This window comes from Psychrobacter sp. Marseille-P5312, assembly GCF_900291405.1.
Classification (GTDB): Bacteria; Pseudomonadota; Gammaproteobacteria; order Pseudomonadales; family Moraxellaceae; genus Psychrobacter; species Psychrobacter celer.
On sequence record NZ_OLML01000001.1, the window covers coordinates 1,353,730 to 1,366,362 of the forward strand.

A 12,633-nucleotide genomic window follows, 5' to 3' on the forward strand; every position below is an offset into this window, starting at 1 on the left:
AAGGGGTAAACAATGAACAGTGGCTATATTGCAATTCCACATAAATGTCCTAAATGCGGTAAGACTGCAAATTCTCATCAGGAGGTAGAAGAAAAGTTTGGTTATCGGAATATGGGTGATGGAAAGATCAGAGCTCAAAGTCAATGTAAAGCATGTCGATAATGATTCAATTTTATAAACAGCAATTTTTAGCTAAAAAGCCTATTTTAAGATGGGGTTTTTATTAGTTTATCCATACTGATCAGTAGCAAGTGATCTAATATAGAGGTTCAAAGTGGCAAAGAGAAATAAATTAGTTATGCCTTTCTTAAAGTGGGTAGGCGGAAAGCGTCAACTCATGACCGAGATTGAGCCACTACTACCTACTCGTATATCTACCTATTACGAGCCATTTGTAGGTGGAGGAGCAGTATTCCTTCATACACAACCAAAGAAAGCGGTTATAAATGACTATAACTCTGAGTTAATTAATGTTTATGAAACCATAAGAGATAATGTTGATGCACTTATCGCACATTTAGCTATTCATGAAAATAATTCGGAATATTTCTATCAAATCAGAGCACTTGATAGACAAGAAGGCTTTAATGAGCTATCAAAGGTGGAGCGCGCTTCAAGAGTTATTTACCTTAATAAGACTTGTTTTAATGGACTATATAGAGTTAATAGTTCAGGTGAGTTTAACACACCTTTTGGACGCTACAAGAATCCTAATATTATTAATGAAACTGTATTACGAGCGGTAAGTAACTATCTACAAAAGAATGATATCAAGTTACTTAATGGAGATTATCAAGACGCTCTAAAAAATATACGTAAAGGTTCATTTGTCTATTTTGATCCACCGTACGACCCTGTTTCAAAAAGCTCAAATTTCACAGGTTATGTTCAAGGTGGTTTCGATGATAAGGAACAGGAAAGGCTAAGAGATACTTGCGTAAAACTGAATGAAAAAGGTATTAACTTTCTTTTGTCTAATTCAGCAACTGAACTTATGAAAGATCTTTACAGTCATAAAGATTTCCAGATAATAGAAGTAGGAGCTACTCGACATATAAACTCTGTAGGTAGCAAAAGAGGTGAGGTCAAAGAGATTTTGGTAAGAAATTATGGGTAAATCTAAAGGTAAAAATGATCTGGCTTGGGAAAAGATCTTTGAAGAAGATCAGCTTCTGAATGAAATAGAAGCAGAAGGTGAGTTTGTTATTGATTCTAAAAGAATTAATAAGGTTAGAGAAGCTAGGCTGATGACCAAGTTTGATTCTAGAGAAGATTTGCCGGAAATATTTAAAGAAAATAAATTATCAATTCTACCAATCAGTAGAGGTGGTTACAAAGTTGGAAAATTTGATATATTTCATAACTTTGAAGATTATGATACCCCTCAAAGAGAAGACAAAATTCAAGAAAAAAAGTTCCCCTCGTTTATTGAAACTATAGATCCCAATTTGATTAAAACTGAACCGACGGCTATATACTGTGCAAATTTATGCTCAATTTTAAGTCACTTTACGGGAGCAGAACATCTTCATAGTACAATAAGTGGTCGAATGGGCTCGGGGGATTTTGATTTTCAAATTCAGGAGCCGAGTAAGGTTTTTAATTTTGAGGTAAAAGGATCTCAAATAGAAATTGATGCTGGTTATGAAAGCCATGATAGTATTTTCTTAGTAGAAGCAAAAAGTACCTTGTCTAGAGATTTCGTGGTCAGACAGTTATATTATCCTTACAGAACTTGGCATAATAAAATCAAAACTAAAGACATTAGGAATATCTATCTTACATACTCTAATGGAATTTTCTATATCAGAGAGTATGTTTTTGAAGAGATCCACAACCCTATGTCAATTAAATTAATTGATTCCAGTCGTTATTCAATAATCACTAAAGAGTTAACAGTAGAGTATTTAAAAGAGTTATCAAATAAAAAATTACCTAAACTGAACAGTCAGGAAGCTCCTTTTCCTCAAGCAGATGATTTCAATAAAGTAGTTAATTTATGTGAAGAACTGGCTAAAAGATACTCTAGTAATTTGAATGAAGATAGTGATGAAAGTGGTAGAACTGGTCTCTATAAGAGAGAAATAGCTGAAATTTATGACTTTGCAGATAGACAAGCTGATTATTATGCTAATGCCGCAAAGTATTTAGGTTTAGTATCTATAAACAGAGGGTTCGTGAGTCTTACTAAGCTAGGATTAGAAGTAATACAATTGCCATTAACTACGAAGCAAATTAAGTTTGCAGAGCTCATCCTCTCATCCAGGCCATTCGCTAAAGTACTAGATTTTTATATAAAAAATGCTGGTGTTTTATCCATTGAAGATGTTCAGAATATTGTAGAAGCATGTAAAATCGAAAACTTAAATACGGAAGCTAATACTTTTAAGAGAAGGTGTCTTACAGTTAAAAGCTGGGTTGAATGGATATTTACTCAAGTAAAAGAAGGTTGAAAGCTGACAAGCTAAACAAATCCCATTGAAAATCACACGGTTCAGTGCTAAATTCTAGCAAACTTCTGCCCCGCGAGTTGTCATGAGCACACCAACCCCTGAGTCGCCGCCCGAACGTCCCAATGATACACCAGAAAACCAGCAAGACCATGCTGCATCGTCCAATGCTGACAAGCCGCGTACGGATGACACGCCTGTAGAGCCGTCAGCCACCAACGTAGCAGATACCCCTGCGACAGATATATCGCTCATCAGCGGCGAGGGCAAACCGCGCACTTACAAAGTCGACAATCCGTCGTTTTTTATGCAGCGGGGCTATCAGGTGTTACTGGTACTGGGGCTGATCGCCGTGTTTTTTTTGGTGATGGTTTATCAGACGCTGTTTGGCCGTATCGAGCAGCCAGCGCAGATGGTGACGATTGAGCAGGGTCAGACTTACTATGGGCTATTGCCGCAGTGGCAACAGCAGATTCCGCTGTTTTCTGCCAGTGTGGCCAAGCTCTATATCAAGTCGCAAGTCGATGCGCCGCTGCACGCTGGTATCTATCAGCTGCCTGAAAACCCAACCATCGCCGAGGCACTACAGATACTAGAGCAAGGCGCAAAAGCTGCCATGGTCAAGATACAGATCATCGAAGGCAAGACCGCAAGCGACCTTTATCAGACTTTACGTGACAACCCAGGCATCAAAAAAGAAGTGTTGCTAGACAGTGAGGACAGTACCCGTCCCGCGAGTAATGCCAGCATCGCTCAGGGGCTTGACCTGGTCGGTATCTTGCCAGAGGCGGTAATCAGTAGCAACGACCCCATCGTCAATCACAACCTTGAGGGCTGGTTTGCGCCAGACACTTACTATTATGGTGAAGGCTCAACCGATAAGCAGGTACTAACGGATCTGTATAAGCGTCAGCAGCAAGCATTGTTTGATGCTTGGGAAAGCCGTGCGCCCAACCTGCCGTATCAGACGCCTTATCAGGCACTGGTCATGGCTTCTATTATCGAAAAAGAAACCAGCATCGCTGATGAGCGTCCGTTGGTATCGGCAGTGTTTAAAAACCGTTTGGATAAGGGCATGCGCCTGCAAACAGACCCAACCATCATCTATGGTATGGGCAGCCGTTATGATGGTAATATTCGCCGTAAAGACATCGATGAAAAAACGTCATATAACACCTATCAAATAGATGGGTTGCCGCCAACGCCCATCGCCCTGCCGTCAGCCGCTTCTATCGAGGCGACCTTGCATCCAGCAGATAGCGAGGCGCTATATTTTGTGGCAACCGGTGATGGCGGGCACAAATTTACCAATAGCTTGGCTGAGCACAATCAAGCGGTAAGAGATTACCTAAGCGTCATGCGCGAAAAGAAAGCACAAACACCGCCGCAGTAATACCCGTTAGCGATAATTTCCATTACGTGACGCTCTTTTTGAAACCATACATCTATTTATCGAGCGCTATGTCACCTCATAGCGCTTAATCATGACACAAGGTCATCTCATGTCTGTATCTATACCTGCCAATGCCGACACCAATCTGGTGCAAGACACTACTGATAATCAGATAATACAAGGTCGCTTTATCAGTTTTGAAGGCACTGAGGGCGTGGGTAAAACCACAGCGATCGAGCAGCTATGCACACGTTTAGATAGCCGTGGTATCGACTATCTGCGTACCCGCGAGCCTGGTGGCAGCCCATTTGCTGAGCATCTGCGCCAGATACTCCTAGACCCTGCGACCGACATAAATGACGATACTGAGCTACTGTTGATGTTTGCTGCGCGCTGCGATCATATGCAGCAAGTGATTTTGCCCGCGCTACAAGCTGGTAGGTGGGTGATATGTGATCGTTTTACTGACTCAACCGTGGCTTATCAAGGGTTTGGCCGCGCTCATGGTGATGAGGCAGTGCGCGCAAAGATTGATATGCTGATTGCTCAGTTTGTACCGCAGTTGCCTGAGCTGACGTTGTGGTTAGATTTACCAGTCGCTGAGGGGATGCGGCGTGCTGGCAAGCGCAGCGCCGCCGATCGCTTTGAGCAGCAAGCGGATGCGTTTTTTGCGCGGGTGTATGAGGGGTTTGACACGCTTGCACGCCAGTATCCTGAGCGCATACAGCGGATTGAGGCGTCGGGCAGCGCCGAGGAGGTTGGTGTACGCATCTGGCAGGCGGTACAAAAGAGGCTGGAGCTAATATAAAAACGACGTCGTAGAAAAAACCCCCAACGTTTGATTGGGGGTTTTTCTATGGTTGCTTGTCTGGTGATGCGTCAGTTATGGCTCAGTTATGCGTCAGGGTCTTTGCGGCTGTCCGTGTCGGTTGCAGTATTTTGACCGGCATCAGGGAAGCGATTGGGATCCAGCGAGCCTTTTTTGGTCTTAGGCGCATGACCATTGCCATTGGTATTGCTGTTATTAGTTGCCTTGGTCTTGGCGGCTGTGGCTGAGCTGGCAGTATCAGCGTTGTCGTTTTTTACTTGAGCCGCTGAGCGGTCTGGCGTCGCGGTATCCAACGTCGCGGCGGCGTTTGCGGCTGTATCCAAGCTGCTGCTTGCGTCTTTTGGTATGTGCGTCGGCGCATTTTGCTCAGTATTTTGCTCGGCGGTTGTATCGCCAGCGACTTTGTCTGCGACCGTTACGCTCACAGGCTCGGTAGCGTCAGTACTTTCTTCGTTCAGCTCTTTTTCTTTGCGTTTTTCAGGCGCTTTGGAGCTGGATTCAAAGTTGGCATCCGCCGCCATACGCGCTTGCTCTTGCTTTGGCGTTACATCGACTGGCTTTGGCTGCACCTCATCGTCCACTACCAAGGAGATAAGCTTGCGATCACGCGGCACCGTCCCATCAAACTTGTCGGTGATGACGTGGAGCTTGCCTTCTTTGTCGACGGTATAGAGCGGCACAAATTGTTTATTATCGGCCTTATATTGCTCAAAGCTATAGCTGTCAGTGATGTTGGTGATTTTGATACGTGCCTTTTTGGACAGCATACTGGCGAGCTTGGTATAGGTGGCGTCTTTGCCAAACAGCCACTGTGAATGGAAGTTTGACTGCTTATCGTCGCGCTCGCTTTTGACTTTTTCGTCACTAAACTTAAGACGATATAGCTTACGCTCACCAAACTCGTGACGATAATGAATCTCAGATAAGGTGTTCATCTCCTTATCCATACTCATGGCAAACAGACGGCCGATACCAATCAAATCCAGATGATGGTCGGCGTGGTCTGAGATGGGGTTGCCAAAGTAAGTACGTAGGCCACTCATGCGGGCGCGAGCAATATTGGTGTAGTTGTTGTGAGCGACGATGACATCAAAACCTTGGTCCTTGAGCGAGGTGGCGATAAGAAGCGCGACAGGGTTTGAGCCGACCACCAATATGCCATTGGTTTCAGGCTCACGCACGCCTAGCAAGTTGCCGACCATTTTGGCACCCAAGCCTTGGATCAAGACCGTGCCGATGATGACCATAAACACCAGTGGCACTAGCAGCTCGACGCCTTGGATATCATACTCTTGTAAGCGAATAGCAAATAAAGATGAGATAGCAGCAGCGACGATACCACGTGGCCCAATCCAGCTGATCATCAGCTTTTCATTGGTCTTAAGGTTTGAGCCGATGGCCGATGCCCAGACAGACAAAGGCCGCGCCACAAACATGACGATAGCCAGCAGCACCAATCCTGCAAACCCAACACTTAGCAAGCTTGTCAGCTCAACACGGGCGGCAAGGATGATAAAGAGCACAGAGATGAGCAAGATGGTTAAGGATTCATTAAACTCCAAAATCGTCTCGCGCGGGAATTTGGGCCAGTTGGCCAGCGCCACACCCAATACCGTCACCGTCAATAGACCAGACTCGTGCTCTAAATGGTTCGATACCGAAAACAGCACCAGTACAAAGGCTAGGGTAAAGACATTGCGCAGAAACTCAGGAATCATATGACGACGCATGAGGAACGCAAGCAGCCAAGCGCCTGCCATCCCAAGCGCTGTCGCTAGCACTACAATCTTGGCAAACAATAAGATACTGCTGGCTTCGCCGCCTGAGATGATGTACTCATAGACCAATACCACCGCGATAGCACCGATCGGGTCGATGATGATGCCTTCCCATTTGAGGATATTGGAGATGGTCTTATTGGGGCGTACACTACGCAGTAGCGGCATGATGACTGTCGGGCCTGTGACACAGACCAAGGCCCCGAATAGCAGGGCAATCAGTGGATCGACATCAAATAATAAATACGTCGATAACGCCACGATAGCAATGGTGATCAGTACGCCGACCGAGACCAGCATTTGTACGACGGTGCCGTGTTGCTTGATTTCATCAAACTCTAGCGTCAGCGAGCCTTCAAATAGAATAATCGCCACCCCCAAAGAGATGAAGGGGAACATCAGCTCACCGAGCACCAAATCAGGGTCAAAAATACCCAAGACTGGCCCGACGATGATACCTATCAATAATAAAAATAAAATGGACGGTTGCTTTAAATACCAAGCCAGCCATTGGGCGGCGATGCCAATCCCAACCACGCCAGATAGTAATAGGGCGGTATCCATACATTAATCCTTTTGTAATCTTGTCATATGTTATATCTATCCATTACTTGGGCGACCGCGCTGCCTGCCATTGGCAGTGTGTATCGATGTCGCAAACGGTCGCAAGCTTTTTAGTAGCAAGGCCATCAGCAGATAGCCATCATGCATCCAAACATGAGCCAGATGTGATATATACTATAAAGTAATAAAGACAAAAGCATTCCCAGATAAAAATACCAAATCCAACAGTCAATCCGTGTCATCAAACCTACTCCAGTCATGTACTCAGTTGGCAGGTTTATATGACTCATATGGCCTACTTGGTAGCTGATAGGCGGTTTTGAGTTATTGACAAGGTTGAGATAAGGTATAAACGCCTCTAGTCATGCAAAAGATGGAAAATAAGGGCGATACGAGCCAAGTTGATAAACGCAAGGTCAATCCAATCAATGTTTTTAATTGACTTTTGTTTGTTTATAAAGTTATTTGGCTTGCTATCATAACATGATTTTATTTCATCGCTGCTAGTTGCCGTGTGACTGACTATTGCGTGATAACCGACCATATCTGGCAGCGTTAGCGCCGCAGCAGATCATGATGTAGCGCTAAAAGATACCGATCTTATGCAGATAATATAGGCCAGTGCTTTGATTTATCATACAGTAGCTGCCTTTTTGTCGCCATCTTTGTCGTACCGATGGCCTGTCGCTACTATAAAGATAATGATATAAAGATACTGACGGCCAATGGTATTGCAGTAAAAAAACCAGTAACCTATTGCATAACAAAAAGGGATTGAAATCAGGGACAACAGTACGGATAAAACGATAAGACATGGCCCACTTTTGCACCAAGCGGCTATTTTGCATCACATGGCTGTGCTGTTACATTGTTTGTCTCGTCCTGCTCGAATAAGTTTTATTGCGTGCTATCAGGTGTCATACAGACTGTGCAACACGTATTCCAGCAGCACTGTACCTAACTGTACATAGCATCGTCTTTGAGATGCAGCGATAGTATTCGCCACAGCACGGCCACTGACAATAATAATGATCACTCATATGGAGGACACGATGCCTATCAATATGTCTACAGCGCCAGCCAAACCTCGTATGCGCCATTGGCTACAGCGCAGCACTTTAGCGCTTGCCATGAGCACAGCGATGCTGGCAGGGGTATATACCACGGCGATGCCAAGCGCGCATGCTGCCGTCACCACAGCGGATTTTTCGGATTTGGTACAGCAGGTCACCCCAGCGGTGGCGCGTGTCAATGTGATCAAAACCGTCAGTGAGGCGGAGCTTGCTAAGGCCCAAACGGCAGAGCTGCTCAGGCAGTTTTTTGGCGATCGTCTGCGTATTCCGGATCAAGCCGCGACCCCAGCGATTGAGCATGCCTACGGCACCGCGTTTTTTGTCACTACAAATGGCTATATGTTGACCAACCATCATGTGGTCGAAGGCGCGGACAAAATCACCGTCACGCTCAACGATAGGACAGAGCTGGATGCCACCTTAGTCGGTAGCGATGAGCGCTCGGATGTGGCAGTACTAAAGGTCAGTGGTAAGCAGTTTCCCGCGTTACCGATCGGCGACTCAAATGGTTTAAAAGTTGGGGAGCCTGTACTGGCGATTGGCTCGCCCTTTGGTTTTGATTATTCGGCCTCGGCTGGTATCGTCAGCGCCAAATCGCGCAATTTTTCACGCGATACCAGTGTGCCGTTTATCCAAACCGACGTGGCACTAAACCCAGGAAACTCAGGTGGCCCACTGTTTAACCAGCGCGGCGAGGTCATCGGTATCAACTCGCGTATCTTTAGTGGTACAGGTGGCTATATGGGGCTGTCGTTTTCTATCCCGATTGATGCGGCGATGGATATCTACGAGCAGCTAAAAATCAATGGTGAAGTCGCCCGTGCTTATCTGGGTATCTATCCACAAGACATCGATCGCAACTTGGCAGAAGCGTATAACTTGGCGCGTCCGCAAGGGGCGTTGCTGACTCGCGTATCGCCAGATTCGCCCGCTCAAAAAGCAGGGCTAAAATCTGGCGATATTATTTTGCAGTATAATGATGTGCAAATCATACGCGCCTCGGATTTGTTGAATTTACTCAACCGTGCCAAGCCCAACGACGCGTTTCATGTGCAGATTCAGCGCGATGGTAAACGGATGCTCGCGCGTGGCACGCTGGCCCATGCGCCCAATGATGTCCGAGCACAAAGCGGCGATCAGCAAGACAATGATATACAGCTTGGGCTGCGCTTACGTGACTTGACCGCCGATGAGCAAGCAGAGCTGGCAGTTGACAATAAAACCGGCATCTTAGTCACCACAGTCGACCCCACAGGGCTGGCGGCGCGCTCAGGCATCATGGCAGGCGATGTGATTACCAATTTTCACCAAAAGCCGATTAAAAAAGTCACTGATTTTTCCAGTGCCATCTCAACGTTACCCAAAAAAGGCGTGGTGACCATTGAGGTCATTCGTCAAGGTGTTCCGGGTATCATCGGTCTGCGTATCGAGTAGCCTTGTGTCATAGTGTCATACAGGAGTCGTCACGCAATGCGAGCATCTGACTGGATAAAACTGAATAAATAGGGCAATGATTGACATAGGCTGTCAGTATAATGAGGCAGCTAGCAGAATGATGAGCGGGTCGATCAATCCTATGGTTCATTAGAGACGTCTCGGCAAGTACCATCAGTACAGCACGCAAGATAGGTCAAGTGAATACATGGGTTTGCAATTGTGCTTGTCTATCATAGAGCTCGGCCTCTATAATGGCTGATTTTTTATCCAACTCGCCACATATCGTTTGGGCGATGCTGGCTGGTCGCACGTTTGGCTGTGGCAGGCGCTGTCTAATCGCTAGGGTTTGCCAGCTATTATTTTATGATCTGCGTCTTGTCAGCCCTATTTTGTCAGCCCAGTTTATAAGGCGTTGTAGCCTCTGCTAAATAAGCATTGACTGATAAGTAATGATGGCTAAGTGCTGCTCAAAAGCCACTGCTCGATTGTTCCACCTTTATCCATAACCGCTAGGTAATTATGACTGACCACGCACTTTATACGCTAAGTATCTCTATAGCAGCCGCATTGCTTGCGTATATTCTATTATGGTCAGGATTGCAGACGTTCAATGCCAATCCGACCAAACGGTTTTTGCGTATCTGGGGCAAGCTCATACTGTATTATGCCGCGTACACCATGCCTGTTTGGGCGCTGCTTCTACTGACAGGCTGGATGGAAGGTCTATTTGCCCTAGCGTGGCCGGTGCTGCTCAGCGCGGTGGCGGCCATGCTGCTCTATTTTTATACCGTTATCATTCAGCCCAATTGTTTGCGCCTTGAGCACCATGCTGTCGATTTGGGTTTGTCAGCACCATTGACGGTCGCTGTATTGGCAGACCTGCGCATTGGGTTATATAGTGGCAAGCCGCGCCATATTCGTAAGCTGGTCGCGACCATCAATGACTTGGCTGTGGATGCGGTTTTGATTACCGGTGATTGGCTGTATTATCCTAGTGCCGATTTGGTCGGGCAGTTGATGCTGTTTAAAGGGGTCAACAAACCGGTCTATACAGTGATGAGTAGCTCAGACTTGCGTTATCAGTCGCTCAATACCACCAAGCAAGGCCAGCCATTATTAGAAGACACTTTGGCCTGCGCATTTGATGTGCTTGATATCAGCTACATTGGTCAGCAGTGTACCTCGTTGCCGCTCAGATGCGCCGCCATGCCGCCATCTGCCAGTCGTTTTGATAATACAAAAGAGCCCCAACGCTTAGCGGCGCACGCAACAGATGCGCCTGTAGCTGTGCTGTGTGGTTGGCAAGATGTCCCTGTACAATGTGGCGCAATCGATGAGCAAAACAGTGCTGACAAAGCCAAGCTTGGGACAAAAATCACCCACGCGCGTCAGCCGGTGATTATTTTGGCCTCACGGTTTGATAGTATCAGCGACTTGCCAAAATCGCCACAACCACGGCCTTTATTGATCACAGGGGCAGCAAAAGCCACACAAAAAAACATATGGCAGGCGCAAAAGCAACAAGACATCCAGCGCAGTGGCCACAAAGGTATGCTTGGCAATAGTCGTATGGGTAAGCAGCGCGGTTTATACCAGCATGCCAGTGCCCAGATATTTGTCAGTAGCGGTATTGGCACGCGTGGTCTGCCGTTTCGCTTGTATCGGCCCACTATCGATGTGTTGACGATTCGTTAATATTTTGTAAAACACTTATCAGCGCTGCTGCATTGCGCTACACTAATTAGTCATTAATAAGCTACCAAATGGTGATTCATTAATGAAAGGTAGCACTTTTGATGCAGGTCATGGGTGAGCGGCGGTGAGCAGTTTATTGATTAGCGACGTAGATGTAATCTCAATTGATTGATAGCGGTCAAATCAAAATATGCTACACTAGCAGGCGTTTTTTATGATCATGTTTTAATAATTATGTTTTAGAATCAGACAGACGCATTTATATCGCAAGTGCTTGGTGTACACCAGCATTTCCATAGTACGACAGTACGTAAGATAAAACATCGCACGTAATACCATGAGTGTCTATTTTTGCCTATATAACGATAGGTAGAGTAGAGGCGCACACTGGCATTTGCAAACGACCTATCATGTGATAGCTTTGATAAAAGCTAGGATAATACAGTAAGGCACGGTTATGAGCACAGCATACGACGAGATTAAAACCCGACTACAAGGCTCAATGGTAGCCTTGGTAACGCCCATGCATCCTGACGGCACGGTCGATTATAAACGTCTGGCAGACCTCATAGATTGGCAGATTGAGCAAGGCACGCATTGTCTGGTGGCCGTTGGTACCACCGGCGAGTCAGCAACGCTATCGATGCAAGAGCATAGTGATGTGATTCGTTATTTTGTGCAGCATGTCAAAGGTCGCGTACCAGTGATTGCAGGCACAGGCGCCAACAACACCATGGAAGCCATCAAGCTGACTCAAGATGCTGCCGACGCTGGTGCAGATTGCGCCTTGCTCGTTGCGCCTTATTATAATAAGCCGCCGCAAGAAGGGTTGTTTCAGCATTACAAGACCATCGCCGAGGCGGTCAACATTCCGCAGATGCTCTATAACGTGCCAGGACGCACCGTCGTCGATATCGCCCAAGAGACCGTCGAGCGCTTATGTGATATCGACAATATCGTCGCCATCAAAGACGCCACAGGCTCAGTGGGACGCGGTGAGCAGCTAATCAAAGCTGTGGGTGATAAAATGGTGGTGCTATCTGGTGATGATGGCACCGCGCTTGATTTGATGAAAGTCGGCGGTAAGGGCAATATCTCCGTAACGGCCAACGTCGCACCAAAAGCCATGAGTGAGACCTTTGCCGCTGGTCTGCGTGGCGACTTTGCCGCTGCTGACAAAGCTCATGATGTGGTCAAGCATCTGCATCGTGATCTGTTTATCGAGTCAAGCCCGATTCCTGCCAAATATGCCCTGCACAAAATGGGTATGATCGACAAAGGGATTCGCTTGCCGTTGGTATGGCTGGCACAAAAGCATCATGCCACTATCGATGAAGCTTTGGTGCGTGCCAACTTACTATAGTAATATCGAGCTATCGTATGATCGAGCACCATTATCATCAAGCAATAGCAT

Annotated in this window: 8 protein-coding genes; 7 read left to right on the top strand and 1 reads right to left on the bottom strand. The window is 46.3% G+C overall.

From position 1 onward, the window contains the following. The first annotated feature begins 274 nt into the window (after positions 1-274). From C6W44_RS05860 to tmk, 4 genes are all read left to right on the top strand, one after another. Positions 275-1,117: a DNA adenine methylase gene (locus tag C6W44_RS05860; protein WP_199774460.1), complete on the top strand. Its 843-nt coding sequence runs from the start codon at positions 275-277 to the stop codon at positions 1,115-1,117. Further along, a complete protein-coding gene (locus tag C6W44_RS05865) occupies positions 1,110-2,453 on the top strand; it encodes a type II restriction enzyme (RefSeq protein WP_105244615.1) in 1,344 nt (447 codons plus the stop codon). The genes C6W44_RS05860 and C6W44_RS05865 overlap by 8 nt, the downstream gene beginning before the upstream one ends. A gap of 82 nt (positions 2,454-2,535) precedes the next feature. Then, positions 2,536-3,843 (top strand): endolytic transglycosylase MltG, encoded by a 1,308-nt coding sequence (mltG, locus tag C6W44_RS05870; RefSeq protein WP_105244616.1) that lies wholly within the window; start codon positions 2,536-2,538, stop codon positions 3,841-3,843. Between the two features lie 175 nt (positions 3,844-4,018). Further along, positions 4,019-4,651 (top strand): dTMP kinase, encoded by a 633-nt coding sequence (tmk, locus tag C6W44_RS05875; RefSeq protein WP_227526469.1) that lies wholly within the window; start codon positions 4,019-4,021, stop codon positions 4,649-4,651. A gap of 86 nt (positions 4,652-4,737) precedes the next feature. Here tmk and C6W44_RS05880 read toward each other — a convergent pair whose 3' ends face one another. Next, positions 4,738-7,014 carry a cation:proton antiporter gene (locus C6W44_RS05880; protein WP_105244618.1) on the bottom strand — a complete coding sequence of 759 codons (2,277 nt, stop codon included), beginning with the start codon at positions 7,012-7,014 and terminating at the stop codon, positions 4,738-4,740. Positions 7,015-8,105: 1,091 nt separating this feature from the next. Between C6W44_RS05880 and C6W44_RS05895 the strand changes: the two genes are divergently transcribed. From C6W44_RS05895 to dapA, 3 genes are all read left to right on the top strand, one after another. After that, the gene (locus C6W44_RS05895; protein WP_413772337.1) at positions 8,106-9,521 is read left to right on the top strand and encodes a Do family serine endopeptidase; all 1,416 of its coding nucleotides are present in this window, start codon (positions 8,106-8,108) and stop codon (positions 9,519-9,521) included. 522 nt (positions 9,522-10,043) lie between these two features. Beyond that, positions 10,044-11,219, top strand: a complete 1,176-nt coding sequence (locus C6W44_RS05900) for a hypothetical protein (protein ID WP_105244622.1) — start codon at positions 10,044-10,046, stop codon at positions 11,217-11,219. Between the two features lie 457 nt (positions 11,220-11,676). Further along, on the top strand, positions 11,677-12,582 hold the full coding sequence (gene dapA / locus C6W44_RS05905; RefSeq protein ID WP_105244623.1) for a 4-hydroxy-tetrahydrodipicolinate synthase: 906 nt from the start codon (positions 11,677-11,679) through the stop codon (positions 12,580-12,582). Positions 12,583-12,633: the final 51 nt, after the last annotated feature.